The organism is Sphingobium sp. OAS761, from assembly GCF_024168485.1.
Classification (GTDB): Bacteria; Pseudomonadota; Alphaproteobacteria; order Sphingomonadales; family Sphingomonadaceae; genus Sphingobium.
Window position 1 is genome coordinate 223,165 of record NZ_JALJVY010000002.1, and the last position, 25,138, is coordinate 248,302.

Here is a 25,138-nt window from a genome sequence, read left to right on the forward strand (position 1 = left end):
AATTTGTGCTGCTAGACCTTCGATTCATGGAAGAGCGGGCGACGAGATTTCGACGCGGCGCGGCCCGCGCCGCGCTGTTGGCGGGTACGATGGCATTGGCGGCATGCGGCGGCGACCTGGTGCCGCGCGGCAAGGTGGCGCGCATGTCCCGGCCGGTGGTGCAACCCCTGCCCGCGCAACCGGCGCTGGAGACGCGCCAGTGCTTCGCGCGGCTGCAATCGCAATCGGTATCTTTCACCGCGCTGCCCGATCGCACGTTCGGCGGCGGATGCAGCGCGATCGGCAGCGTCAAGCTGCTCGACATCGGCGTTCCGGCGACCAATCTGGGCGCGATGACGTGCAACCTCGCCGCCAATTTCGCGGCATGGACGCGCTATGGCGTGGAACCCGCGGCGCGACTGATCTTCGGCGCAGAACTGGAAAAGGTCGAAACGTTCGGCACCTATAATTGCCGCCCGATCGCAGGCAGCGGCAAATTGTCCGAACATGGGCACAGCAACGCCATCGACGTCGCCGCCTTCGTCCTGTCCGACGGCCGTCGCATCACCGTGGAACAGGGCTGGCACGGCGACCGGCAGACCCGCCAGTTCCTGACGCTGATCCATGCCAGCGCCTGCAAGCGGTTCAAGACCGTGCTGAGCCCCGACTATAATGCCGCCCACCATGATCATTTCCATTTCGACATGGGCGGCAACGGCGGCTTCTGTCGCTGACGCGTCTTGGCATTGTCATCGCCGATGCCTAATTGGCCCTGATGACAAAGAAAGAGATCGAAGAACGCAAATTTCGCCCGGCGCGCGAGGAAGCCGGCGACGCAGCCCGGCAGACCGGAACGGCGCAGACCCAGAGTGCCGCATACCGGCTCGCCTTCCAGGACACCGAATTTCTGCTGCGGGAGGATCTGCGCCCGGTACGCTTCCAGCTCGAGCTGCTGAAGCCGCAACTGCTGATGGACGAAGCGCGGATCGAATCGACCTTCGTCTTCTACGGGTCGGCCCGCATTCCCGAACCCGACCAGGTGCAGGCCCGCATCGACGCGGCGGTCACGCCGCAGCAACGGCGCATCGCCGAGAATCTGGGCCGCAAGGCGCGTTATTATGAGGAAGCCCGCCGCCTGGCCCGGATCGCCGCCGAATATCCGGTGACGCCGGCGGGGTGCCGCCATTTCGTGGTCTGTTCGGGCGGCGGCCCGTCGATCATGGAAGCCGCCAATCGCGGCGCCGACGATGTGGGACAAACCACCATCGGCATGAACATCGTCCTGCCGCACGAACAGGCCCCCAACCGGTTCGTCACGCCGGATCTGAGTTTCCAGTTCCATTATTTCGCGCTGCGCAAGATGCATTTCCTGCTGCGCGCCCGGGCGCTGGCGGTGTTCCCGGGCGGTTTCGGCACGTTTGACGAATTTTTCGAGCTGCTCACGCTGATCCAGACCGGCAAGATGAAGCCGATCCCGGTCCTGTTGTTCGGCCGCGACTTCTGGACCCGCGTGATCGATTTCGAGGCGCTGGCCGAGGAAGGCGTCATTTCGCCGGCAGACCTCGACCTGATCACCTGGGTGGAGACGGCCGAGGAAGGATGGTCCGCGGTGCAGCGCTTCTACGCCGACGACGACATGCCCGGCTGCGACTGAGCGCAGGACGGATCATAGGGCCACGCACCCTTGCCCTCCCTGTCGTCCCGCTCTAGGGCGCGGCCATGCTTGGCGATCTGGCCCATGTCGACACCTGGATCTTCGATCTGGACAACACGCTGTATCCGGCGAAAGCGGACCTGTTCGCGCTGATGGACGTGAAGATGGGCGAGTTCATCCAGGGGCTGCTGGGATGCGACGCCCGGATCGCGCGCGACACGCAGAAGCGCTATTTCATGGAGCATGGCACGACGCTGGCGGGCCTGATGCATCATCATGGCATCGAGCCGGCCGACTATCTGACCTATGTCCACGACATATCCATGGACCGGCTGAAGGTGGACGAGGCGCTGAACCGGCACATCGCCGCATTGCCGGGCCGCCGCCTGATCTTCACCAACGGCGACGCGGACTATGCAGCGCGCGTGCTCGACCGGCTGGGCCTGGCCGATGCGTTCGAATTGATCCACGACATCCATGCCTGCCAATATGTGCCCAAGCCCGATCCGTCGGGTTATGACCTGCTGTGCCGCGTCCACGGCATAGACCCGTCCCGCGCCGCCTTTTTCGAGGACATGGCCCGCAACCTGCGCCCCGCCAAGGCGATCGGCATGACGACCATATGGGTCAACAACGGATCGGAAGCGGGCAATCACGATCATCATCCCGACTTCATCGATTTCGAAACCGACCATCTGACGCCATTTCTGGCCGACATTCTGGGGACCTGACCATGAGCCAAGACCTAATCGCCACCATCGACGCCGCCTGGGAAGACCGGGCGAACATCTCGCTTCAGACGCAGGGCGACGTCCGCCAGGCGGTGGACCGGGCGCTGGCGATGCTGGACACGGGCGAACTGCGCGTCGCCGAGCCGGCCGAAGCGGGCTGGAAGGTCAACCAGTGGGCCAAGAAGGCCGTCCTTCTGTCCTTCCGCCTGAACGACAACGCGTTGATCGACAATGGCCCGGGTGCCAGCCACTGGTGGGACAAGGTGCCCGGCAAGTTCGCCGGATGGGACGAGGCCGCGTTCCGCGCCGCCGGCTTCCGCGCGGTGCCGGGCAGCTTTGCCCGCGCCGGATCGCATATCGCGAAGAATGTGATCCTGATGCCCAGCTTCGTCAACATCGGCGCGTTCGTCGACGAAGGCACGATGGTCGACACCTGGGTGACGGTGGGAAGCTGCGCGCAGATCGGCAAGAATGTCCACCTGTCGGGCGGCGTCGGCATCGGCGGCGTGCTGGAGCCGCTTCAGGCCGACCCGGTGATCATCGAGGATGACTGCTTCATCGGTGCGCGGTCCGAAGTGGTGGAAGGCGTGCGCATCGGCAAGGGATCGGTGCTGTCGATGGGCGTCTTCATCGGCATGTCGACCAAGATCGTCGACCGCACCACAGGTGAGGTCTTCATCGGCGAGGTGCCGCCCTATTCGGTGGTCGTGCCCGGATCGCTGCCCGGCAAGCCGCTGCCCGACGGCACGCCCGGCCCCAGCCTCTATTGCGCGGTGATCGTCAAGCGGGTGGACGCGCAGACCCGGTCCAAGACCGGCATCAACGAATTGCTGCGCGACTGAAGCGGCCGGGGAAGGCGATCCGCCGATCCTTCCCCGTCATTCCAGCGCGAGCAGGGCGAAGGTGGCGAGCCAGTGTTCACCCATATAGTCGCCCGCGACATGGGGCAGGCTGGCGGCGACATGGGTTTGCGCCGCCGCCTGCGCCCGGGCCGCCACGGGATCGTCCGGCCCCAGGGCCGCCGCGATGGCGCGCCAGCACCAGGCGCGGCTGAGGTTCAGTCCGTCGAGATGCGCGATCTTCCCGTCGCTGCGGTCGGACACGATGGCGGGCGTGAACAGGGTCGCCGGCCGCCCTTCGGCCAGGTCCGGCAGGAAGGCATGGAACCAGTCGGCAAAGGCCGCCCGGTCCAGCACGCGGCTCATCAGCAGCGCCTCGGTCAGCGCGGACGAAAGAAACTCGTCGCCCCCCGGTTCCCACGCCTGGCAGCCCCGGTCCTGCCCGAACCAGTCCAGTGCCCGGTCGCGGATCAGGGCGACAAGCGCGGGATCGCGCGCCTTTGCCCAGTCGCCGGCCAGCACCAGCGCGAAGGCGATGTTGAAATGCGTCCCCACGCGCAACGGATAGGTGAGTTTGGGAAGGAAGCCGTGAAACCGGGCCGCGAACGCATCCGCCAGCGGCGTGATCGCCGCCGCCCAGGGTGCGTCGTGGCGCGCCAGTTCGTCGTGCAGCGCCAACGCCCAGGCCCAGCCATAGGGGCGTTCGAACCCGGCGGAAAGCGGCCGGTCCAGATAGGCCAGTTCCCCCGCCACCTTGCCGGGCACCAGCATCGCGTCGGCGCGCGCGCGGATGGCGGCGGCGGGCGCCATGTCGGGAAACAGCCGCGCCAGCCGCATCACCTGCCACCAGCCATGAACGCAGCTGTGCCAGTCGAAGCTGCCGTGAAAGACCGGATGATGATCGCGCGGAGGGCGGGCGTCGTGCGGGCCGTTCAGCACGAGGTCCATCTTGAAGGGATATTCGCGCCCGATGTGGGACAGGGTCAGCCCGGCGAAACGGGCGGCGATGTCGGCGGTCAGCAGCGTCATGGAAAGGCCAGCCAGTAGATCAGCAGGATGTTGACGACAAGCAACGGTATGGCGGTGCCCACCTGGCGCCGGATGACGCCATGCCTGTCCTTGAGTTCCAGCAGCGCGGCGGGCACCAGGTTGAAATTGGCGGCCATCGGCGTCAGCAGCGTGCCGCAGAAGCCCGCCAGCATGCCCACCGCGCACACGATCGCGGGATCTCCGCCATAGGCGCGGATCAGCAGCGGCACGCCGATCGCGGCGGTCATCACCGGAAAGGCGGCAAAGGCGTTGCCCATGACCATGGTGAACAGCGCCATGCCCACGCCATAGGCAGCGACCGCGCCCAGCAGGCTGCCCTGCGGGATCGTCTGCCGCACCAGCAACCCGACCGCATCGCCCACCCCGGCCAGCGCGAACACGGCGCCCAGGCTGGCCAGCATCTGCGGCAGGATGGCGGCCCAGCCCACGCTGTCCATCAATCGCCGCCCCTGTTGCAACGGCACCAGCGGCCCCGCGCGCAGCAGCGCGCATCCGGCGGCCAGCGCGACGAGCACACCCAGCGCCAGCGCGATCAGCGTGGCCTGCTTCCCGTCGAACCATCCCGGCGCCTGCTTGAAGAGAAAAGTGCCGATCAGCGCCACCGCCGGGATGATCAGGGCGATGGCGAACAGGCGGTTGCCGAAGCGCGCGGCGCGGTCCTGACGCTCTGCCGCAGGGACTTCGGAACCGCCCCGGCCCATGCGACCGAAGGCGCCAAGCCCGACGAGGCCCAAAACCAGCACGCCGTTGCCCACGTCGCCCAGTGCGTCGCCCGCCCACATGCTGAGCGCCAGCAGCGCCCAGAAGGCGGCATTGGCCAGGCGCCGGTCGGTCACGCCCAGCAGGGCGAAGGCGGCGAACACGGCACCTGTCAGTGCATAGACCCAGTGCAGGGTGATCATGGCCCCGCGCCCCGCCGTTTCAATCGCCGGTCCAGTCGCCACAGGCGAAATCCGTGGATGACCAGCGCCGCGATCGCCGTCGGGATAGCCCAGACGGACAGTTGGAGCGGCTCCAGCATGATGCCATATTGTTCCAGCAATCCCTTGATCAGCAGGATCGAGCCGATGGCCAGGAATATGTCCTCGCCGAAGAACAGGCCGATATTGTCGGTCGCCGCCGCCCAGGCCCTGATCTCCTCGCGATCCGCCTCGTCCAGCGCGCCGCCCTGCGCTTCCGCCGCCGCTTCTGCGATTGGCGCGACCAGCGGGCGCACGGTTTGCGCATGGCCCGCGATCGATGTCAGGCCCACCGCCGCCAGCCCCTGCCGCACCAGCAGATAGAAGATCAGGAACCGCCCCACGGTCGCGCCGCGCATCCGCCCGATCAGGCCCCGCGCCCTTTCCTGAAGGCCGTTCGCCTCCAGCAGGCCGACGACCGGCAGAACGATCCAGATGATGCTGACATAGCGCGCGTCGTTGAACGCCCTGCCCAGCGCGGCCAGGATCGCGACCGGGTCCAGCCCGGCGGCCACCCCCGTCACCGCCGCAGAAACGAGGATGACGAGCAACGGATGGAAGCGCAGCAGGAAGCCCGCCACGATCGCCGCGATGCCCAGCAGCACCCACATCAGCGTTGCGTCCTAATAGCCGGCCTCGATCGCCAGCCTGATGCCTTCCGCCGCGGTCCGCACGCCCAGCCCGCGCAGCATGGCGGAGCGGTGCATCTTCACCGTGCGTTCGGTCAGCCCCAGATCGTAGGCGATCTGCTTGTTCAGCCGCCCCTTCGCCATGGCGACCAGCACCTCGCGCTGGCGCGGCGTCAGCGCGTCGACCCGGCCGCGCGCTTCGCTGGACCGCCGCCCGGCCTGGCCATCGCCGTCCTCGATCGCCATCTGCGATCCCAGGAAATATTCCAGCGTACCGTCCGGGCCGAAAATGGGCGCGACCATCACGGCGTTGCGGAACGGCGTCCCGTCCTTGCGATAATTGAGCAGTTCCACCATCACCGGGCGCCGCTCGCGAATGCCCTGACGCAGCGCATCGCTCAGCCACGGCTCGGTATCGGCGCCCGCCAGGAAACGGCAATTGTGACCGATGATGTCCCCCCGGTCATAACCGGTCAACGCGACGAAAGCCGGGTTGCAGTCGACGATGGGGTTGTCGGGCAGGCGAGGATTGCTGATGACCGCCGCGATGGCGCTGTTGGCGATCATATCGGCTAGGGACATGGAGTGACAACCTGACTGGACGGGCGACCCGATCAGCCGGTGCCCCTTGGGCCATGTTGCCCCAAAGCAGCCGCTTGCCGCAAGTCACAGCTGTACAAGGGAGAATCTGCATGCAGCTGGCCATCATCGGTGCCGGCATGGCGGGACTGGCCTGCGCCGACAGGCTGGTCGGGAACGGGTGTTCGGTGACCCTGTTCGACAAGGGTCGCGGGCCGGGCGGTCGCATGTCCACCCGCCGGGTGGAGACACCGGCGGGGACGGCCAGTTTCGACCATGGGGCGCAATATTTCACCGCCCGCGATCCCCAGTTCCGGGCCCGCGTCGCCGAATGGGCGATGGCCGGCATCGTTGCGCCCTGGCCGGAGGCGGGCAAGGATGCCTGGGTCGGCGTTCCTTCCATGAACGCCCCCATCCGCGCCATGGCGGCGGCGCATGACGTCCGCTTCGGATGCCATGTCGCGGGAATCCAGCGCAACGATACGGGATGGTGGGTCCGGCACGATAGCGTCGTCGAAGGGCCTTTCGACGTTGCCGTGCTGGCCATACCCGCCGAACAGGCGTCCGCCCTGCTGGCGCTGCACGATCTGGACATGGCCCGCACGGCGACGACGGCCCGGTCGCTGCCCTGCTGGACCGCCATGGCCGCCTTCACCCAGAGGGTGGACATCCGCCCGGATCATCTGCCGAGCGGCCCGGTGATCGGATGGGCCGCGCGCAACAATGCCAAGCCCCAACGCAGCGGTCCGGAATCCTGGGTGATCCAGGCTACGGGCGGATGGTCGGCCGACCGGCTGGAACAGGACGCGGCGGATGTCGCGCCGCTGCTGCTGGAGGCGCTGCGCGACCATAGCGATTCGGGCCTGCTGCCGCCGCTGGCCCATCTGTCCGCGCATCGCTGGCGCTTCGCGATGACACGCGGGATCGATCACGGACCGCTGTGGAACGACCGTCTGGCGCTGGGCGCCTGCGGCGACTGGCTGCTGGGACCGCGGGTCGAGCTGGCCTGGCTGTCGGGCCGGCGGCTGGCCATCCAGATCGCCGCGGACATGGCCGCAGCCCAGGCGGAAAGACCATGACGCGCGACCCCCTGCCCGCCCGGCGCGTGCTGCTGGCCAATCCGCGCGGTTTCTGCGCCGGGGTCGTGCGCGCAATCGAGGCCGTGGAACAGACCATCGCGCGCCACGGCGCACCCGTGCATGTCCGCCATCGCATCGTCCATAACCAGGCCGTCATCGACCGGCTGGAACGTCTGGGCGCCCGTTTCGTGGAGGAGGTGGGCGACATTCCGCCGGGCGATATCGCGATATTGTCGGCACATGGCGTCGCGCCGTCGGTCCGGCGCGACGCGCGGGCGCGGGGCCTGCGCCTGATCGACGCGACCTGTCCGCTGGTGGCGAAGGTGCATGGCGATGTGGCGGCACATCATGCGGCAGGGCGCCATGTCATCCTGATCGGCCATGCCGGCCATCCCGAAATCACCGGGACATTGGGACAGGTGCCCACCGGCGCGATCAGCCTGGTCACACGCGCCGACGATGTCGCGGCGCTGCCGCTCGCCGCCGCGACGCCCGTCGCCTATGCGGTGCAGACCACCTTTTCGGTCCGCGACAGCGCGGCAATCGTTGCGGCGATCGTTGCCCGTTTCCCCGACATGGCCGGGCCGCGCGCCGGCAATATCTGCTACGCCACGACCAACAGGCAGGCCGCGATCGAAGCCATTGCCGCGCGGAGCGATGCTGTGCTGGTGGTGGGCGATCCGCTCTCCTCCAACGCCGGCCGGCTGGTCGAGGTCGCCCGCGCGGCGGGATGCGCCCGGTCCATGCTGGTGCGCGACGGGGATGACGTCGACCCGGCGATGCTGGTCGATGCCCGCACCATCGGCGTGACCGCCGCCGCCTCCACCCCGGAACGCGCGGTGCGCCATCTGTGCGAGCGGCTGGCGGCCGCCGGCTTTGCGATCATGGAAACGGACGGGGTGGAGGAAAAGGCCGCGTTCCGGCCGGTCCCGCTCGATCCGGACTGACGCGCTACAGTTCCAGCCCGATCAGCGTGCCGCTGCTGATCCGGTCGATATAGCGCTTGCCGTCGATTTCCAGCCAGTCGGGCGTAACTTCCAGCCGCCGCCCGCCAATGGTGGTGCGCAGATGTTCCACGGCGATGCGGTTGCGCGCCACGATGCGCAGCACGCACAGCCCGTCACCGCGCGCCGCCATCATCGAATAGCGGTCGCCGCGCAGCAGGAAATGCCAGCTTCCATCGGCCGGTTTCCATTCATTGCCGTCGATCACCTGGGTCGCCTCCCCATCGGCGCCGCCCAGCCGCACGCTGATCCGCGTCGCGCCGTTGGTCCGGCGCGGCGGCGCGAAGATCAGGACGGGCTCGCCTTCCAGCGTGAACGGAATCGGCGTATCGCGCAGCATCCGCGAACCGCCCACGACCAGATGGGGCAGTTCGGCGGAAAAGGGCAGCCGGTCGCGCGCGAAATGCCGCTGGCGCACGACCGGGTTGGCATGGAAACTATGGACCTGGCTGGGCGTCAGCCGCCCTTCCTCCACCAGCCCGTGGCACGTCGGGCAGAGCAGCGTCGCCCCAGGCGCATCGGGCAAGCCGAGATAGCGGTAGATGGTGACCCCGCACCGGACGCAGGCAAAACCGCAGGCGTGGCGAACCGTCGCCTTCTGCTCAGCGGTCATGTCCGGCAATGACGGCATTACTCGTAAGCCCACCACGCGCCACGCCCCCTTGGCTCGCCCCCCGCCCCGTTGCGGATGGCGTCACGATCAGACGTCCTCTTGCGTGCGGGCTATCTTGCCGTGCCCTTTCCCTTATCGTTGGAATATACGCGATGAAGTCAAGGGGCTGCGTGCAACAAGCTAGCGCTGGGGCAAAAGGTCGAGCTGCCGGGAAGCCGCCAGGGCACGGATGCGATCGGGGCGCGGCATGTTCTTGATGGCGATTTCCGCCAGGTCCCCCGCGCTGAACAACTCGACATGGCCGACCCCGAAAATGCGCTGTCCCAGCGTCTGCGTGATGCGCACCGACCGAATCGAGGACAGGGCGATCTCCGTGCGCTGGCGCGACAGCAGGCCGCGCTCCAGCAGCACTTCGCGGTCGGACAGGGCCAGCCTTTCCCCCTTTATGCGTATCCACCAGATCCCGATCGCAAGAATGCCGACGACCGAGATCAGCAGCAGGAGGAACAGGAAGGGATGGGCGCGAAACATCGCGGGATGCTCGTCATACAGCCAGGTTTCGCTCATGCCAGCCTCCGTTTCAAGGGGTCGCGCCTGTTTTCACCATGCGGCCCGATGGCCGTCAAGCGCGCCTGGTTAACGGAAAATTTCCATACCGCCGCTATGGTTTTACGCATATTCGAGGTTTTCTGATGGCACGCAATCTCTACGATGTCGGTGATCGCCACCCGGACGTTTCTGGAGCGTGGCTCAACGAAAAGGAAGATCGACAGGGTCGGATCGTGCCGATCGGTGCCGTGCTCGTCGCGCTCGCGCTCGGCGCGGCCGTGCTGCTGATCATGAAAGACGCCCTGCCGATGGGGGGCGACGGTCAGGCGAAGAACAGCCCCACCCGCATTTCGGACCAGTTCTGGGCATGCGACGATGTCCGGGGCGATGCCTGCGTCCTGTCCGCCAACAGCTATGCCTGGCGCGGCCGCGCCTATCATCTGTCCGACATCAGCGTGCCGCGCGAACCCGGCGCGCAATGCCCGACGGAAGCGGATCTGGCGCGGCGCGGCCGCGCGAGCCTGCTGGCGATGATGAACGGCGGCGCGTTCGACGCGCGCCCCGATCCGGCCGACCACGATCCGGCCGCCCGCCTGCTGATCCGCGACGGCGTGTCGTTGGGCCAGCTGATGGTGCTGAAGGGCTACGCCGTTGCCTGGTCGCCGACTCCGGTCGACTGGTGCAAGGAAAGCTGACAAGGCCCCGGCAACTTTGACAGCGCCCGCGCACGGGCGCATGGGCGCCGCATGCATTTCGCCACTTTCGACGTCGAATCCTTCCTGCGCGACCATTGGCAGAAGCGGCCGCTGCTGATTCGCAATCCATGGGCGGACTGGGTCAACCCGCTGGAGCCGGACGAACTGGCCGGTCTGGCCTGCGAGGAAGGAGTCGAGTCCCGCCTGGTGGTCCGCAAGGACGACAGGCTGACGGTGGAGAACGGCCCCCTGCCGGAAGCGCGTTTCGGCGCGCTGGGCAGCACGCCCTGGACGTTGCTGGTGCAGGCGGTCGATCATCACGCGCCCGACGTCGCGGCGCTGATCGCGCCCTTTCGCTTCGTGCCCGACTGGCGCATCGACGATATCATGGTCAGCTATGCGACGGACGGCGGCGGTGTCGGGCCGCATTATGACCAATATGACGTGTTTCTCATACAGGGGCTGGGCACAAGACGCTGGCGCGTCGGACCGAAATGCGATTCGACCACGCCGCTGCTGCCGCATGAGGAACTGCGCCTGATCGCCGATTTCGACGCCACCGGCGAGTGGGTGCTGGAACCGGGCGACATCCTTTATGTTCCGCCCGGCTACGCCCATGACGGCGTGGCGACCGGCGACGACTGCATGACCTATTCGATCGGATTTCGCGCACCGTCGCGCGCGGAACTGGTCGAGGGGTGGAGCGAGCATTGTGTCGACATCCTGCCGGAGGAGGACCGCTACGCCGACCCCGACCTGATGCCGCAGGCCAATCCGGGCGAAATCGGCGCCGCCGCTGTCGACCGGTTGCACGCCATGATGATCGATGCCCTGTCCGACCGGGCGGCTTTCGCCCGCTGGTTCGGCACCAGCAACAGCCGCTCCAAATATCCCGATGCCGACTGGCGGCCGGACCTGCCGGTCGACGAAGGGGCGGTCGGTGCCCTGCTGGCGCGCGGCGCGCCCATCGTCCGCAATCCGGCCTGCCGTTTCGCCTTCATCCGGCAGGCGGACGGCCTGATGCTGTTCGTCGACGGGGCCTGTTTCGATTGCACCGGCGATACCGCGCGACTGGCCGAACGGCTTTGCGCAACAGCGACACTGGCGTTGCCGCCGGCGCTGGCGGGATCGGCACCGGTCAGCGCCTTGCTGGCCGCGCTCATCAATTCCGGCGCGATCGCGATCGACGAGGCGGTGGCGTGACCCTGTTGCTCTTCAACAAACCCCATGGCGTGCTGTGCCAGTTCAGCGCCGAACGCACCGGCCCGCCGCGCCCGACGCTGGCCGCCTTTGTCGACCGGCCCGGCGTCTATCCCGCCGGGCGGCTGGACCTCGACAGCGAGGGCCTGTTGCTCCTGACCGACGACGGCCGCTTGCAGGCACGCATTGCCGATCCCCGGTTCAAGATGCCCAAAACCTATCTGGTCCAGGTGGAGGGCGAGCCGGATGCCGCCGCGATGGACGCGCTGCGGCGCGGCGTCACGCTGAAGGACGGCCCGACCCTGCCCGCGCAGGCGGAGCGGATCGACGATCCCGCCCTATGGCCGCGCGACCCGCCGGTGCGTTACCGCAAGAGCGTGCCCGACTGCTGGATCCGCCTCACGATCCGCGAAGGCCGCAACCGGCAGGTTCGCAGGATGACGGCGGCGGTCGGCCACTCGACCCTGCGGCTGGTACGCTGGCGCATCGGCGACTGGACGCTGGACGGCATCGCCCCGGGCACATGGCGGGAAGCGCCGGTGCGCTGACCGGGCTTACCCCCGCCGCAGTGCCAACATGATGGCCAGCACCACCAGCGCCAGTGCGAAGAGCGTGCGCACCCGGCGGACCCGCCGGGCGTCCGCCAGCAGCGCATGGGCGCCGCCGGCCAATGCGACGATGCCCAGATGCACCGTCGTGGCGATCACGACATAGGCGATCGTCAGCGCCGCGAGCTGCGATCGCACCGCCGCCGCGCCATGGACGAAGCCGGGCAACAGCGTGACGAAGACCAGCGCGGACTTGGCGTTCAGCATGTTCATCAGCAACCCGCGCCGGAACCCGGCCGCCACGCCCGCGCGCACCGGCACGCCGCCGTCCCCGCGCGGCCAGGCATCCCATGCCATCCACAGCAAATAGGCGATCCCCGCACCGCGCAGGACGGCAAGGACCCAGGAATGGCCGGTCAGCAAGGTGGATGCGCCGACCCCTGCCACCAGTCCCAGCAGGGACAAGCCGATGGCGATGCCCGCCACCGCGGCCAGGCCGGCACGCCGCCCCTCCGCCGCGCTGAGCAGCGCCAGCCATGTCATGTTGACGCCCGGCGTCAGTTCCAGCGCGAGCGCGGTCATCACGAAACCGGCATCGACCGCGCCGATGCCCGCCGCGATGGTCAGCTTTCGTCGCCCATGCGCAGCGCCGCGATGAAGGCTTCCTGCGGAATCTGCACGCTGCCATATTCGCGCATCCGCTTCTTGCCTTCCTTCTGCTTTTCCAGCAGCTTTTTCTTGCGGGTAATGTCGCCGCCATAGCATTTGGCGGTCACGTCCTTGCGCATCGCGGCGATGGTTTCGCGCGCGATCACCTTGCCGCCGATCGCCGCCTGGATCGGGATCTTGAACAGGTGGCGGGGGATGAGGTCCTTCAGCCGCTCGCACATGTGCCGCCCGCGCGATTCCGCCGCGCTGCGGTGAACGATCATCGACAGCGCGTCGACGGGTTCGTTGTTGACCAGGATGCTCATCTTGACCAGATCGCCCTCGCGCGTGCCGATCTGGTGATAGTCGAAGCTGGCATAGCCCCTGCTGATCGATTTCAGCCGGTCGTAGAAGTCGAACACCACCTCGTTGAGCGGCAGTTCATAGGTGACCTGGGCACGGCCGCCGACATAGGTCAGGTTCTTCTGGATGCCGCGCCGGTCCTGGCACAGCTTGAGGATCGAGCCGAGATATTCGTCGGGGCAATAGATCACCGCCTCGATCCATGGTTCCTCGATCACCTCTATATGATTGGGATCGGGCATGTCGGCGGGGTTGTGAAGATGCTTCACCTCCCCGTCCTTCATGTGCATTTCATAGACCACCGACGGCGCGGTGGTGATGAGGTCGAGATCATATTCGCGGGTCAGCCGTTCCTGGATGATTTCCAGGTGCAGCAAGCCCAGGAAGCCGCAGCGGAAGCCGAAGCCCAAGGCCGCCGATGTCTCCATCTCGAAGGAAAAGCTGGCGTCGTTCAGCCGCAGCTTGGAAATGCTGTCGCGCAGCTTTTCGAAATCATTGGCATCGACCGGAAACAGGCCGCAGAAAACGACCGACTGGACTTCCTTGAAGCCCGGCAGTGCCTTCGTCGCGCCGTTCTTGACCGTGGTGATAGTATCGCCGACGCGGGTCTGGCTGATGTCCTTGATCTGCGCGGTGATGAAACCGATCTCGCCCGGCCCCAGCTCGGCCAGCTGCTCGATCTTGGGACGGAAACAGCCGACCCGGTCGATCAGATGTTCGGTCCCGCCGATCATGAACTTGATCTGCTGCCCCTTCCTGATGACGCCGTTCATGACGCGCACCAGAATGACCACGCCCAGATAGGGGTCGTACCAGCTGTCGACCAGCATCGCCTCCAGCGGGGCGTCGCGATCCCCCCTGGGGGCCGGTATCTTGGCGACGATCGCTTCCAATATGTCGTCGATACCGATGCCGGACTTCGCGCTGGCCAGCACCGCTTCGGACGCGTCGAGGCCGATCACTTCCTCGATTTCCGCCTTCACCTTTTCCGGTTCGGCGGCGGGCAGGTCGATCTTGTTGATGACCGGCACGATCTCATGATCATGCTCGATCGACTGGTAGACATTGGCCAGCGTCTGCGCCTCCACCCCCTGCGCGGCGTCGACCACCAGCAGCGCGCCCTCGCACGCCGCGAGGCTGCGGCTCACCTCATAGGCGAAGTCGACATGGCCCGGCGTGTCCATCAGGTTCAGCGCATAGGTTTCGCCGTTTTTGGCGGTGTAATCGAGACGCACCGTCTGCGCCTTGATGGTGATCCCGCGCTCCTTCTCGATGTCCATATTGTCGAGGACTTGCGCGCTCATCTCGCGGTCGGTCAGGCCGCCGGTGCGCTGGATCAGCCGGTCGGCCAGGGTCGATTTCCCATGGTCGATATGCGCGATGATCGAAAAGTTACGGATGTGGGAGAGATCGGTCATGATTGCGCGCCGATAGCAGGGCTGAACGCGCCTGTCAGCACGACAAACGGTGTGACCGGCATCTGTAGGCAAGGGGCTTGCTCTATGCTAAGACGCCGCCACCTTTGCGGGGTCGCACCAGAACCAGAAACGGCTGAACCTAACCGCTTAAGAGGAAATTGGGGCAATGTTGAAAAAAGTTTCCGCGCTGCTCGCCACCGCAGCTCTCGTCGCGATGCCCGTGACGGCCGGCGCGCAGACGAACATGAGTTCGTCGGGCAAGACATATAAGGACGGTACGACCAAGGGCGCCTCCTCGGGCCGGCGCGCACAGGAAAAGGGCCAGCGCGACATTCCGCACTGCACCCGGCTGCTCGGCACGGTCGCCATCGTCGAGCCGGACAATCAGTGGTGGCGCGAACTGAACCTGGGCAGCCCGGAGGCGATCCTGAAGGTTTTCGTCCAGCAGTCGGGCTGTTTCCGCATGGTCAATCGCGGCCGGTCGATGCAGAGCCGCGCCATGGAACGCGCCATGGCGGATTCCGGTGAATTGCAGGCGGGCAGCAATCTGGGCAAGGGCCAGGTCAAGGCCGCGGACTATTATCTGGAGCCCGACATCGTGTCGTCCAACCGCAATTCGGGCGGCGGCGGCGTCGGCGGGATGCTGGGCGGCCTGATGGGCGGTTTCGGCGGTGCGATCATCGGCGGCCTCAATATCAAGAAGAAGGAAGCCAATGTCACCCTGTCGATCGTCAACGCCCGCACGACCGAGGAAGAGGCGCTGACCGAAGGCTATGCGCGCAAGACCGACATCGGCTTCGGCGGTGGCGGGGGCGGCGGCTGGTGGGGCGGTTTCGCCGCGGCCGGCGGTGGCGGCTACCAGAATACCGAAATCGGCCAGGTGATCGTGCTGGCCTATCTGGACGCCTACACCAAGCTGGTGACGCAACTGGGCGGCCTGCCCGACAATGCGGCGGCGGCGGCGCCCGTCGCGCAATAGGCATAGGCGACCGAAGGAATAAGGGGCGTCGCCGGTTTGTCCGGCGGCGCCCTTTCCGTTGGGTCAGGTCGCGGCGGCGGCCCCCACCGGGATCCGCCGCCGTTTCCACCAGGCCAGGATGGCCTCGCCCGCGGGCCGCTCCACGACGCGATTGATCAGCGTGCCCAGCAGCAGCGCGGTCAAGAAGGCCGAGAAGAAACCGACCCACGGGCTATACCCCGCCCGCGCCGCCTCCAGCATGATGACGAACCCGACATGCTGGTGAATGAGGTAGAAGGAATAGCTGATCCCGCCCAGCCAGACGAGCGGACGCCAGGCCAGGAAGCGCATCCGTCCCGCGATCAGCGCGGCAAAGGACGCCAGCAGCACGCAGGCGACGAGCAGGACATCCCATGTTTCCATCGTCGCTACCGACATCAGGGCAAGCAGGGCATAGGGTGCCTGCTGGCGCCAGCTACGCAATCCCCGCCATACCCGATAGGACAGCATCCCCAGGATGAAGAAGGGCACGTAGCGCAGCACCAGCAGCATGATCACCCGCTCGGGCATGTCCGGCCAGACCCAGTATAGCCAACGCACCGCGAGCCAGCCCGCCAGCCATGGCTCCAGTCGCTTCAGTCCGGCGAAGCGCCACAGCGTGATCATGCAGACATAAAAGGCGATCTCGACCGTCAGCGTCCAGTAGGCACCGTCCACTTCCGGCAGGAAGGCGAAGCCCTGGAGCATGGTGAGATTGGCCAGGATCGCGAAGGGACCGACCAGCAACTGCGTCGCCTGCGCAATATATTCGATCGACAGGGTGACCAGCATCGCCACCAGATAGGCGGGGTAAAGGCGGGCGAAGCGATTGACGATGAAATCGGCGACCGACCCGATCCGGTCGAGCGTGAAGAAGATCGCGAAGCCGGAAATGGTGAAGAACAGCAAGACACGGTAATTGCCGCCGGGAAAGCTGAAAGGCACATGGCTGGCCTGCGGAAACAGCTCGTGAAAGCGCGTCGAATAATGGAAAACCAGCACGCACAGCGCGCCGATGCCGCGCAGCGCGTCCAGTTCCGTTAACCTTTTTTTGGGCGACGCGAGTCCGGTCATGCCACGTCATAGCAACGCCGCAGCAACAAATCCGTTAAGTTCGTGGTTAACAACGCGGCATTAACCACGATAATCGCCCGGTTGCCTGCTCCGCGCCGGGATCAGGACGGGGGCGCCTCCGCCGCCCGCTTCAGCCCCGCCAGTTGTTCGCCCAGCACATGGTCGACGAGCGGTGCCAGCGCCCGCGCATCGCTCCGGAAATAGCCGCCGACCACATAGGTCATGGAGACACGCACCGATTTGCCGACAGGTTCCAGGGCCAGGTCCAGCGCGCCGGTCACAGCTTCCGTCTGGAGCGGGCCCAGCGCGCCAGTCAGGCGCAGCCTCTTGCCGGACTGGACGAAGACGACACGCGCATGTTCGACGCTGCCGGCCGGTCCGCCAGCACCGGGAAGCGTCTCGCAGAAGCAGCCGCCGGCCCGCAGGTCCATCGTCATATTGGCGGAATCGCCGCTGAAGGTGTGACTGTCGCTCCACCATCGCCCGGGACTTGCGAGCAGGCCGTAAACCGTGGACGCGTCGGCGTCGATCACGACGCTTTGCAGCGTCACGAACCCCTGTTCACCGCTGGCCTCCACGGTCGCCTGCGCCGGCATGACCATCGCCATGCCTATTCCCGCCATTATCCCGTACCAAAGCATGGTTCGCCCCCTCTTGCCGGAGGCTACAGCGTAGCTCAGCCGGCCGTCCCGTCCAAGACGGCGGCGACGGCGGCGGTCACATCGTTCATGTCGGCCATGCCGTCGACGCGGCTGACGATGCCGCGCGCTTCATAGATGGGCAGGATCGGCGCGGTCTTGGCACGATATTCGGCCATGCGGGTGCGCACGGTTTCCTCATTGTCGTCCGGCCGGCGCTTGAAATCGTGGCCGCCGCACTTGTCGCAGGTCCCCTCCACCTTGGGCTGCTTGAAACTGTCATGATAGCCTTCGCCGCAGGTGGCGCAGGTAAAGCGGCCGGTGATGCGTTCGACCAGCGCGTCCTCGTCCACTTCCAGTTCGATCACATGATCGAGCGTGCGGCTGCGCTCGGACAGGATGGTGTCGAGCGAATGGGCCTGCGCTTCGGTGCGGGGATAGCCGTCGAAGATCACGCCGGTTTCCGGCGCCAGCGCGTCCAGCGCCTCGCCGATGATGCCCGACACGATCTCGTCCGACACCAGTTCGCCCGCTTCCATCACCGCCTTGGCCTTGAGCCCGATCGGCGTGCCCGCCTTGACCGCGGCGCGCAGCATGTCCCCGGTGGACAATTGCACCATGCCGCGGCTGTCGACCAGACGCGTGGCCTGCGTACCCTTTCCCGCGCCCGGCGGACCAAGCAGAATGATGTTCATTGCGCGCATTCTCCCCTGTTGTGCGCTATGGCGTCAGGCGCCGATCAGCGCAGGCGGCCCTTGAGCTTCGCCTTCTTGATGAGATCGCCATATTGATGGGCGAGCAGATGGCTCTGGATCTGGGTCACGGTATCGACCGTAACATTGACCACGATCAGCAGGCTAGTCCCACCAAGGTAGAAGGGAATGCCCGCCCGCGCGATGGCGAATTCCGGCACCAGGCAGATGAAGGCCAGATAGGCCGCGCCGATGACGGTGATGCGCGTCAACACATAATCCAGGTAATTTTCGGTATTCTTCCCCGGACGAATGCCGGGGATGAACCCGCCATTGCGTTTGAGGTTATCGGCCGTTTCTTCCGGATTGAACACCACGGCGGTGTAGAAGAAGCAGAAGAAGACGATACCCAGGCCGTACAGGCCCATATAGACCGGGCTGCCGTGCGACAGATACTGGTTGAGCGTCAGAACGAAGTCGCCCCATTTGCTTTCGCCCGCGACGGTCTGGCCGGCGAACTGCGACACCGTGAGCGGCATCAGCAGCAGCGAGCTGGCGAAGATCGGCGGGATGACGCCGGCGGTGTTGACCTTCAGCGGCAGGTGGCTGCGGTCCGCCTGCATCAGGCCCTGCCGCGTCTGGCGCTTGGGATACTGGATCAGCACCCGGCGCTGCGCGCGTTCCATGTAGCAGATCAGCAGGATGAGGCCGAGCGCGAGCACGACGACGAGCATGATCAGCAGACCCGAGATCGAGCCTTCGCTGCCCGATTTGAACAGATTGCCCAGCGTCACCGGAAGCTGCGCGACGATGCCCGCCATGATGATGAGCGACACGCCGTTGCCGATGCCGCGCGAGGTGATCTGTTCACCCAGCCACATCAGGAACATGGTGCCGCCGATCAGCGACACGACGGCGGTCAGGCGAAACAGCAGGCCGGGGTCGACAACCGCCTGCACGCCCGACTGCGCGCCGAAGCTTTCGAGGCCCACGGCGATGAAATAGCCCTGCACCGCGGTCAGGCCGACAGTGCCGTAGCGCGTATATTGGTTGAGCTTCTTGCGTCCGCTCTCGCCTTCCTTTTTCAGCGCGGCGAGCTGCGGCGACAGCGATGCGCCCAGCTGCACCACGATCGACGCGGTGATATAGGGCATCACGCCCAGCGCGATCAGGCTCATGCGCGACAGGCTGCCGCCCGAGAAGGTGTTGAAGATATCGAGAATGCCGCCGTTGGTCTGGCTGTAGAGCTGAGACAGGGCGGTCGGGTCGACGCCGGGCAGCGGCACGAAGCTGAGGAACCGGAAAACGATCAGCGCGCCGAGCGTGAACCACAGGCGCTTCTTGAGGTCGGTCGCCTGGCTGAACTTCGCGAGGCTGAGATTGGATGCGAGCTGGTCGGCTCTCGATGCCATGTGGCTGCCCTTCAAATCACTCTAGCCGGATCGGGTCCGGCGCGGAATCGACTATCCCTTAACGGGGGGACGGGGCGCTGTCGAACCGGTTATTGCCGCCTGTGCGACAAACAGCGTCCCCCGATGCGCATGACCCCGCCGACCCATATCGGGCAGCGGGGTCAAGCTTGCAAGACTGCAAAGGCGCCTATCAGGCCTTCTTGGCGGCCTTGGCGGTGCCCTTCTTGGCTGCGGCCTTCTCGGCGGCGGGAACGACGGCGATCACCTCGACCTTGCCGCCCGCCTTCTCGACGGCCTCGACAGCCCCCTTCGACGCGCCGGCAACCAGGAAACCGATCTTCGCGGTCAGTTCGCCCTTGCCCAGCAGACGCACACCGTCCTTGCCGCCGCGGGCAAGATTGGCGGCCTTGAGCGCGGCGTGATCGACGGTGGCGGCAGCATCCAGCTTGCCGGCGTCGATCGCCTTCTGCACTTCACCCAGGTTCACGATCGCGTAATCCTTGGCGAAGATGTTGTTGAAGCCGCGCTTCGGCAGGCGCATGTGGAGCGGCATCTGGCCGCCTTCGAAGCCGTTGATGCTGACGCCCGAACGTGCCTTGGCACCCTTCTGGCCGCGACCGGCGGTCTTGCCCTTGCCCGAGCCGATACCACGGCCGACGCGCATCCGGCCCTTGCGGGCACCGGCATTGTCATTGATTTCGTTCAGTTTCATGTCTTGCACTCGCTTTCGCTTTTGTCGCGCGAAGGCCCGATCCTTACGGATCGGGCCGGAGCCCCAGCGAAGGCTGGGGCCTCGTGAGGCCGGGCGCATCCTGTCAGGGTCACACCCGGCGGTTTAAGATCCCGGCCTTCGCCGGGATGACGGTCTTTACTCGACCACTTCCACCATGTGCGGCAGCTTGCGGATCGCACCGCGGACTTCCGCCGTGTCTTCCAGTTCCACCACACGATGCATCTTGCCCAGGCCCAGACCGATCAGAATCTTCTTCTGGTCGGCGGGGCGACGGATCGGCGAACCGATCTGCTTGATCTTGATCTTCGCCATGCTGTCTTACTCCGCAATCGCTTCGGCGTCGGCCTGCGCGACTTCGGCCGAGGCGCCACCGCGACGCAGAAGATCGGCGACCTTCTTGCCGCGACGCTGCGCCACCGACTTGGGGCTGGTCTGTTCGCCCAGCGCCTGGAAGGTCGCCCGGATCATGTTGTAGGGGTTCGACGTACCGACCGACTTGGTCACCACGTCCGCGACGCCCAGGCTTTCGAAGACGGCGCGCATCGGGCCGCCCGCGATGATGCCCGTACCGGCCGGAGCCGACCGCACGGTCACCTTGCCGGCGCCGAAATGGCCCTTGCCGTCATGGTGCAGGGTGCGCCCTTCCTTCAGCGGAACGCGAACCATCGCCTTCTTGGCCGCAGCGGTCGCCTTGCTGATGGCTTCGGGCACTTCGCGGGCCTTGCCATGGCCGAAGCCGGCACGACCCTTGCCGTCGCCCACGACGACCAGCGCGGCGAAACCGAAGCGCTTGCCGCCCTTGACGGTCTTCGAGACGCGGTTGATGTGCACCAGCTTCTCGATCAGTTCCTCGCCCTGCTCCTCGTCGCGGTTGCCGCGACGATCGTCGCGACGGCCACGGCCGCCGCGTTCGCCACGGTTGCGATCACCGCCACGGCCACGGCCACGACCACGACCTTCAGTCTGCTGCTGCTGCTCGCCACCTTCGACGGCGGCGGGTGCGCCCGGCTGGGCCTGGATTTCGTTTTCGTCAGCCATATCAGAACTCCAGCCCGCCCTCGCGGGCGGCATCGGCCAGCGCCTTGACGCGGCCATGGAAAAGGAAGCCGCCACGGTCGAACACGACCCTGGTCACGCCCGCAGCGGTCGCCGCGGCGGCGACGCGCTTGCCGACATCGGCAGCGGCTTCGGCGGTAGCGCCGGTCTTGCCCAGAGCCTTGGCGCCGACATCCTTGTCCAGGGTCGAGGCGGCGGCGACGGTCTTGCCGGCCGCGTCGTCGATGACCTGGGCGTAGATGTGACGGCCCGAGCGATGGACGCTGAGACGGGGCTTAGCGCCCGAACGCGCCTTGAGCGTGGTGCGAACGCGGCGACGACGCCGCTCGAAGAGGGAAAGCTTGGCCATCTTACTTCTTCTTCCCTTCCTTGCGGAAGATGAACTCGCCGTCATACTTGATGCCCTTGCCCTTATAGGGCTCGGGCTTGCGCCAGCGACGGATCTCGGCGGCCACCTGGCCAACCTTCTGCTTGTCGATACCACTGATCTCGACCGTGGTGTTGTCCGGCGTCTTGATCTCGATGCCCTCGGGCACCGGGAAATCGACGTCGTGGCTGTAGCCGAGCTGAAGCTTCAGGGTCTTGCCCTGGGCATTGGCGCGGTAGCCGACACCGGTGATCAGCAGCTTCTTGGAGAAGCCGTCGGTGACGCCGGTGATCAGATTCTGGATCAGGGTGCGCTGCATGCCCCAGAAGGCACGGGCGCGCTTGCCGTCATTGGCGGGCTTCACCGCGATGACGCCATCCTCGATGCTGTAGCTCACCTCGTCGGACAGCGGCATGGCGAGGGTGCCCTTGGGCCCCTTCACCGACAGCTGTCCATCGGCGATCTGTGCGGTCACGCCCGACGGCATGGTGACCGGTTTCTTGCCAGTCCGGCTCATCAGAACACCTCCGCCAGCACTTCGCCGCCGACATTCTGGTCGCGCGCCTCGGCGTCGGACAGAACGCCGCGGGGCGTCGAAACAATGGTGATGCCCAGGCCGTTGCGCACGATCGGCAGGTCCTTCGACCCCGAATAGACGCGGCGACCGGGCTTGGACACGCGGGCGACATGCTTGATCGCCGGCTGGCCCTCGAAATATTTCAGCTCGATGCGCAGGCCGGGATGGCTGCCCACGGCTTCTTCCGAATAGCCGCGGATATAACCTTCGCGCTGAAGCACGTCGAGGACGCGGGCGCGAAGCTTGGAGGCGGGGGTGACCACGCTGTCCTTCTTCGCCTGCTGCCCGTTACGGATGCGGGTGAGCATATCACCCAGGGGATCGGTCAATGCCATCTGATGATATCCTTACCAGCTCGACTTCGTGACGCCGGGGATCAGGCCCTTGTTGGCCAGATCGCGCAGCTGCACGCGGCAGAGACGGAACTTGCGGTAATAAGCCCGGGGACGGCCCGTCAGCTCGCAGCGGTTGCGCACGCGGGTCGGATTGCCGTTGCGGGGAATTTCCGCCATCTTCAGGCGCGCGATCAGCCGGTCGGTATCGTCCGCCGACGTGTCGTTCGCGATCGCCTTGAGCTTCGCATAGCGGCCGGCATATTTCTTCACCAGCTTCTTGCGGCGCTCATTCTTGTTGATCGAACTCAGTTTCGCCATGACTTAAGTTCTCTTCCTTAGCTTAAGCGTTTCGGGAGAGAAGCGGGACCCGTTCAGGCCGCCTGCTTCTCTTCGATCGGGAAGGGGAAGCCGAAGAGGCGCAGCAGTTCGCGCGCTTCATCGTCCGTCTTCGCCGTGGTGGTCACGATGATGTCCATGCCGCGCACCTTGTCGATGCGGTCATAGTTGATCTCCGGGAAGATGATCTGCTCCTTGATGCCGAAGGCATAGTTGCCACGGCCGTCGAAGCTCTTCGGGTTCAGGCCCCGGAAGTCGCGCACGCGGGGGAGCGCGATGTTGATCAGCCGGTCCAGGAATTCATACATGCGCTCGCGGCGCAGCGTGACCTTGGCACCGATCGGCATGCCTTCACGCAGCTTGAACTGCGCGATCGACTTCTTCGCCTTGGTGATGACCGGCTTCTGGCCGGCGATCAGTTCCATCTCTTCCGCGGCGGACGTGACCTTCTTCTTGTCCTGAGTCGCCTCGCCCACGCCCATGTTGAGCGTGATCTTCTCGATCCGGGGGACTTCCATGACGTTCTTGTAACCGAACTTCTCGGTCAGCGCCTTGGCGATCTCGGCGTCGTACAGCGCCTTCGAGCGGGGAATATATTTGTCGGCCATTACAGCACCTCACCGGACTTGACGGCGACGCGGACCTTCTTGCCGTCGCGATCCTCGAAACGGACGCGGGTCGGCTTGCCATCCTTGTCGGCGACAGCGACGTTCGAAATGTGCAGCGGCGCCGGCTTGCGGTCGATGCCACCCTGCGGGTTCGACTGGTCGGGCTTGCGATGACGCGCGTGGACGTTGATGCCCTCGACGAGCACCTTGTCGTCCTTGGGCATCACCTGCAGGACGGAACCGGTACGGCCCTTGTCCTTGCCGGCCAGCACAACGACCTTGTCGCCCTTCTTGATTCTAGCAGCGCTCATTACAGCACCTCAGGAGCAAGGCTGATGATCTTCATGTGCTTCTTGGCGCGCAGTTCGCGAACGACCGGGCCGAAGATACGGGTGCCGATCGGCTCCTCGTTCTTGTTGATGAGCACGGCGGCGTTGCCGTCGAAACGAATGACGCTGCCATCGGCGCGACGGACATCCTTGGCGGTGCGCACGATGACGGCGCGGTGCACGTCACCCTTCTTCACCTTGCCGCGCGGCTGGGCTTCCTTGATCGAGACGACGATGATGTCGCCCACGCCCGCGAAGCGCCGCTTCGAGCCGCCCAGCACCTTGATGCACTGGACGCGCTTGGCGCCGCTATTGTCAGCGACGTCAAGATTGGATTGCATCTGGATCATGGATCCGGTTCCTTCTCATTTGGCCTACCGAGGTCATTCCCGGCGGTTCCGAATTTCGTGTTCGACCGGAAGATTCGAAACACGAAGCGCGGGCCTGTAACCCTTTCCTACCGAAAAGGCCAGCCCCGCGTCCGAAATTTCACGCCTTCCGGCGGTGACTGGCCTCAGGCCGCCGTTTCGGGCGACTTGTGCGTGTCCACCCGCTCGATGACCTTCCAGGTCTTGAGCTTGGAAATCGGGGCGGTCTCCTCGATGCGGACCGTCTCGCCTTCCTTGTAGGCGTTGCCCTCGTCATGGGCATGATATTTCTTCGAACGACGGATGATCTTGCCGTAGAGCGCGTGCTTTACCTTGCGCTCCACGCGAACCACCACCGTCTTGTCGGTCTTGTCGGAAACGACCGTTCCCGTCAGCACGCGCTTGGGCATCGTGTTTCCTTCCTTATTTCGCGGCGCGGGCGCGTTCGCCCTGCAGCGTCATGATCTGAGCGATCGACCGGCGGACTTCACGCACCCGGCTGGGCTTTTCCAGCTGGTTGGTGGCCGCCTGGAAACGCAGGTTGAACTGCTCGCGCTTCAGGTTGTTGAGTTCGGTCGACAGTTCGTCGTCCGTCTTGGTCTTGAGGTCTGCGACGTTCGCCACGGCTTAACCCTCCAGGTGCGAGGTGTCGCCGAGGCGGGCGACGACCTTGGTCTTGATGGGCAGCTTCATCGCGGCGCGCGAGAAAGCCTCTGCTGCCAGCGGGCCAGGCACGCCGTCCAGTTCGAACAGGATGCGGCCGGGCTTCACCCGGGCCGCCCAATATTCGACCGAACCCTTGCCCTTGCCCTGACGGACTTCGGCCGGCTTCTTGGACACCGGCACGTCGGGGAAGACGCGGATCCACAGACGGCCCTGACGGCGAAGGTGGCGCTGGATCGCGCGGCGGGCCGCCTCGATCTGGCGGGCGGTGACGCGCTCGGGTTCCAGGGCCTTGAGACCATAGGCGCCGAAGTTCAGAGCCGAACCGCCCTTGGCGTCGCCCTTGATCCGGCCCTTGAAGGTCTTGCGGAACTTCATTTTTTTCGGTTGCAGCATGACGCTATTACCTTCTTATC

General features: G+C 65.8%; 35 protein-coding genes. 10 read left to right on the top strand and 25 right to left on the bottom strand.

What is annotated here, in order from left to right:
• The first annotated feature begins 26 nt into the window (after window positions 1-26).
• The 4 genes from J3E64_RS03770 (at window position 27) to dapD (ending at window position 3,206) form a co-directional block, all read left to right on the top strand.
• Window positions 27-713, top strand: coding sequence for an extensin family protein (locus J3E64_RS03770; RefSeq protein ID WP_253340275.1), 687 nt, complete (start codon window positions 27-29; stop codon window positions 711-713).
• 41 nt (window positions 714-754) lie between these two features.
• A complete protein-coding gene (locus J3E64_RS03775; protein ID WP_253339898.1) occupies window positions 755-1,633 on the top strand; it encodes an LOG family protein in 879 nt (292 codons plus the stop codon).
• 65 nt (window positions 1,634-1,698) lie between these two features.
• A complete protein-coding gene (locus tag J3E64_RS03780) occupies window positions 1,699-2,364 on the top strand; it encodes a pyrimidine 5'-nucleotidase (RefSeq protein ID WP_253339900.1) in 666 nt (221 codons plus the stop codon).
• A 2-nt stretch (window positions 2,365-2,366) separates the two neighbouring features.
• A complete protein-coding gene (gene dapD / locus J3E64_RS03785; RefSeq protein ID WP_253339902.1) occupies window positions 2,367-3,206 on the top strand; it encodes a 2,3,4,5-tetrahydropyridine-2,6-dicarboxylate N-succinyltransferase in 840 nt (279 codons plus the stop codon).
• 36 nt (window positions 3,207-3,242) lie between these two features.
• Here the strand turns inward: dapD and J3E64_RS03790 are convergent, their stop codons facing one another.
• From J3E64_RS03790 to J3E64_RS03805, 4 genes are read right to left on the bottom strand one after another with little or no spacing between them, the layout of a single operon-like run.
• Window positions 3,243-4,232: a DUF2891 domain-containing protein gene (locus tag J3E64_RS03790; RefSeq protein ID WP_253339904.1), complete on the bottom strand. Its 990-nt coding sequence runs from the start codon at window positions 4,230-4,232 to the stop codon at window positions 3,243-3,245.
• Complete coding sequence (locus J3E64_RS03795) at window positions 4,229-5,155, bottom strand: DUF979 domain-containing protein (RefSeq protein ID WP_253339906.1); 927 nt, start codon at window positions 5,153-5,155, stop codon at window positions 4,229-4,231. The genes J3E64_RS03790 and J3E64_RS03795 overlap by 4 nt, the downstream gene beginning before the upstream one ends.
• Complete coding sequence (locus tag J3E64_RS03800; protein WP_253339908.1) at window positions 5,152-5,823, bottom strand: DUF969 domain-containing protein; 672 nt, start codon at window positions 5,821-5,823, stop codon at window positions 5,152-5,154. Before J3E64_RS03800 ends, J3E64_RS03795 begins: the two co-directional genes overlap by 4 nt.
• A gap of 12 nt (window positions 5,824-5,835) precedes the next feature.
• Entirely contained in the window at window positions 5,836-6,423 is a 588-nt protein-coding gene (locus J3E64_RS03805; RefSeq protein WP_253339910.1) for a PAS domain-containing protein, read from the bottom strand.
• Between the two features lie 110 nt (window positions 6,424-6,533).
• Here J3E64_RS03805 and J3E64_RS03810 point away from each other — a divergent pair, with 110 nt between their 5' ends.
• Together J3E64_RS03810 and ispH are read left to right on the top strand one after the other, a co-directional pair.
• A complete protein-coding gene (locus J3E64_RS03810; protein WP_253339912.1) occupies window positions 6,534-7,499 on the top strand; it encodes an NAD(P)/FAD-dependent oxidoreductase in 966 nt (321 codons plus the stop codon).
• Window positions 7,496-8,446, top strand: a complete 951-nt coding sequence (gene ispH / locus J3E64_RS03815; protein WP_253339914.1) for a 4-hydroxy-3-methylbut-2-enyl diphosphate reductase — start codon at window positions 7,496-7,498, stop codon at window positions 8,444-8,446. The genes J3E64_RS03810 and ispH overlap by 4 nt, the downstream gene beginning before the upstream one ends.
• 4 nt (window positions 8,447-8,450) lie before the next feature.
• Here the strand turns inward: ispH and J3E64_RS03820 are convergent, their stop codons facing one another.
• Together J3E64_RS03820 and J3E64_RS03825 are read right to left on the bottom strand one after the other, a co-directional pair.
• On the bottom strand, window positions 8,451-9,134 hold the full coding sequence (locus J3E64_RS03820) for a hypothetical protein (protein ID WP_253339916.1): 684 nt from the start codon (window positions 9,132-9,134) through the stop codon (window positions 8,451-8,453).
• Between the two features lie 162 nt (window positions 9,135-9,296).
• Window positions 9,297-9,683, bottom strand: coding sequence for a PH domain-containing protein (locus tag J3E64_RS03825; RefSeq protein WP_253339918.1), 387 nt, complete (start codon window positions 9,681-9,683; stop codon window positions 9,297-9,299).
• 125 nt (window positions 9,684-9,808) lie between these two features.
• On the opposite strand from J3E64_RS03825, the gene J3E64_RS03830 reads away from it, so the two are divergent.
• The 3 genes from J3E64_RS03830 to J3E64_RS03840 are packed head-to-tail and all read left to right on the top strand — an operon-like array spanning window position 9,809 to window position 12,108.
• Window positions 9,809-10,360: a nuclease gene (locus J3E64_RS03830; RefSeq protein ID WP_253339920.1), complete on the top strand. Its 552-nt coding sequence runs from the start codon at window positions 9,809-9,811 to the stop codon at window positions 10,358-10,360.
• A gap of 51 nt (window positions 10,361-10,411) precedes the next feature.
• Window positions 10,412-11,563, top strand: coding sequence for a cupin domain-containing protein (locus J3E64_RS03835; protein ID WP_253339922.1), 1,152 nt, complete (start codon window positions 10,412-10,414; stop codon window positions 11,561-11,563).
• Complete coding sequence (locus tag J3E64_RS03840) at window positions 11,560-12,108, top strand: pseudouridine synthase (protein WP_253339924.1); 549 nt, start codon at window positions 11,560-11,562, stop codon at window positions 12,106-12,108. Before J3E64_RS03835 ends, J3E64_RS03840 begins: the two co-directional genes overlap by 4 nt.
• Window positions 12,109-12,114: 6 nt before the next feature.
• Here J3E64_RS03840 and J3E64_RS03845 read toward each other — a convergent pair whose 3' ends face one another.
• Both J3E64_RS03845 and lepA read right to left on the bottom strand, forming a co-directional pair.
• Window positions 12,115-12,690: a LysE family translocator gene (locus tag J3E64_RS03845; protein WP_253340277.1), complete on the bottom strand. Its 576-nt coding sequence runs from the start codon at window positions 12,688-12,690 to the stop codon at window positions 12,115-12,117.
• 41 nt (window positions 12,691-12,731) lie between these two features.
• On the bottom strand, window positions 12,732-14,537 hold the full coding sequence (gene lepA / locus J3E64_RS03850; RefSeq protein WP_253339938.1) for a translation elongation factor 4: 1,806 nt from the start codon (window positions 14,535-14,537) through the stop codon (window positions 12,732-12,734).
• Between the two features lie 244 nt (window positions 14,538-14,781).
• Between lepA and J3E64_RS03855 the strand changes: the two genes are divergently transcribed.
• Window positions 14,782-15,516, top strand: a complete 735-nt coding sequence (locus tag J3E64_RS03855) for a CsgG/HfaB family protein (protein ID WP_253340279.1) — start codon at window positions 14,782-14,784, stop codon at window positions 15,514-15,516.
• 63 nt (window positions 15,517-15,579) lie between these two features.
• Here J3E64_RS03855 and J3E64_RS03860 read toward each other — a convergent pair whose 3' ends face one another.
• From J3E64_RS03860 to rplP, 17 genes are all read right to left on the bottom strand, one after another.
• Complete coding sequence (locus tag J3E64_RS03860) at window positions 15,580-16,608, bottom strand: acyltransferase (RefSeq protein ID WP_253339940.1); 1,029 nt, start codon at window positions 16,606-16,608, stop codon at window positions 15,580-15,582.
• A 101-nt stretch (window positions 16,609-16,709) separates the two neighbouring features.
• Window positions 16,710-17,216 carry an ATPase gene (locus J3E64_RS03865; protein WP_367398595.1) on the bottom strand — a complete coding sequence of 169 codons (507 nt, stop codon included), beginning with the start codon at window positions 17,214-17,216 and terminating at the stop codon, window positions 16,710-16,712.
• Window positions 17,217-17,284: 68 nt separating this feature from the next.
• A complete protein-coding gene (locus J3E64_RS03870; protein WP_253339942.1) occupies window positions 17,285-17,941 on the bottom strand; it encodes an adenylate kinase in 657 nt (218 codons plus the stop codon).
• Between the two features lie 44 nt (window positions 17,942-17,985).
• On the bottom strand, window positions 17,986-19,350 hold the full coding sequence (gene secY, locus J3E64_RS03875; RefSeq protein ID WP_253339944.1) for a preprotein translocase subunit SecY: 1,365 nt from the start codon (window positions 19,348-19,350) through the stop codon (window positions 17,986-17,988).
• Window positions 19,351-19,540: 190 nt separating this feature from the next.
• Complete coding sequence (gene rplO, locus J3E64_RS03880; RefSeq protein ID WP_253339946.1) at window positions 19,541-20,062, bottom strand: 50S ribosomal protein L15; 522 nt, start codon at window positions 20,060-20,062, stop codon at window positions 19,541-19,543.
• Between the two features lie 156 nt (window positions 20,063-20,218).
• Window positions 20,219-20,395 (bottom strand): 50S ribosomal protein L30, encoded by a 177-nt coding sequence (gene rpmD, locus J3E64_RS03885; protein WP_253339948.1) that lies wholly within the window; start codon window positions 20,393-20,395, stop codon window positions 20,219-20,221.
• 6 nt (window positions 20,396-20,401) lie between these two features.
• Window positions 20,402-21,121, bottom strand: a complete 720-nt coding sequence (gene rpsE / locus J3E64_RS03890; protein ID WP_253339950.1) for a 30S ribosomal protein S5 — start codon at window positions 21,119-21,121, stop codon at window positions 20,402-20,404.
• A gap of 1 nt (window position 21,122) precedes the next feature.
• Window positions 21,123-21,488, bottom strand: coding sequence for a 50S ribosomal protein L18 (rplR, locus tag J3E64_RS03895; protein ID WP_253339958.1), 366 nt, complete (start codon window positions 21,486-21,488; stop codon window positions 21,123-21,125).
• 1 nt (window position 21,489) lies between these two features.
• Window positions 21,490-22,023, bottom strand: a complete 534-nt coding sequence (rplF, locus tag J3E64_RS03900; RefSeq protein ID WP_253339959.1) for a 50S ribosomal protein L6 — start codon at window positions 22,021-22,023, stop codon at window positions 21,490-21,492.
• Window positions 22,023-22,418, bottom strand: coding sequence for a 30S ribosomal protein S8 (rpsH, locus tag J3E64_RS03905; protein ID WP_253339961.1), 396 nt, complete (start codon window positions 22,416-22,418; stop codon window positions 22,023-22,025). The genes rplF and rpsH overlap by 1 nt, the downstream gene beginning before the upstream one ends.
• A 12-nt stretch (window positions 22,419-22,430) precedes the next feature.
• On the bottom strand, window positions 22,431-22,736 hold the full coding sequence (gene rpsN, locus J3E64_RS03910; protein ID WP_253339963.1) for a 30S ribosomal protein S14: 306 nt from the start codon (window positions 22,734-22,736) through the stop codon (window positions 22,431-22,433).
• 53 nt (window positions 22,737-22,789) lie between these two features.
• Window positions 22,790-23,362 (bottom strand): 50S ribosomal protein L5, encoded by a 573-nt coding sequence (rplE, locus tag J3E64_RS03915; protein WP_253339965.1) that lies wholly within the window; start codon window positions 23,360-23,362, stop codon window positions 22,790-22,792.
• Window positions 23,362-23,673: a 50S ribosomal protein L24 gene (gene rplX / locus J3E64_RS03920; protein ID WP_253339967.1), complete on the bottom strand. Its 312-nt coding sequence runs from the start codon at window positions 23,671-23,673 to the stop codon at window positions 23,362-23,364. Before rplX ends, rplE begins: the two co-directional genes overlap by 1 nt.
• On the bottom strand, window positions 23,673-24,041 hold the full coding sequence (rplN, locus tag J3E64_RS03925; protein WP_009820640.1) for a 50S ribosomal protein L14: 369 nt from the start codon (window positions 24,039-24,041) through the stop codon (window positions 23,673-23,675). The genes rplX and rplN overlap by 1 nt, the downstream gene beginning before the upstream one ends.
• Window positions 24,042-24,205: 164 nt before the next feature.
• Complete coding sequence (rpsQ, locus tag J3E64_RS03930; protein ID WP_253339969.1) at window positions 24,206-24,469, bottom strand: 30S ribosomal protein S17; 264 nt, start codon at window positions 24,467-24,469, stop codon at window positions 24,206-24,208.
• 13 nt (window positions 24,470-24,482) lie between these two features.
• A complete protein-coding gene (gene rpmC / locus J3E64_RS03935) occupies window positions 24,483-24,683 on the bottom strand; it encodes a 50S ribosomal protein L29 (protein WP_253339971.1) in 201 nt (66 codons plus the stop codon).
• Window positions 24,684-24,686: 3 nt separating this feature from the next.
• On the bottom strand, window positions 24,687-25,118 hold the full coding sequence (gene rplP, locus J3E64_RS03940; RefSeq protein ID WP_007686573.1) for a 50S ribosomal protein L16: 432 nt from the start codon (window positions 25,116-25,118) through the stop codon (window positions 24,687-24,689).
• Window positions 25,119-25,138 lie beyond the last annotated feature (20 nt).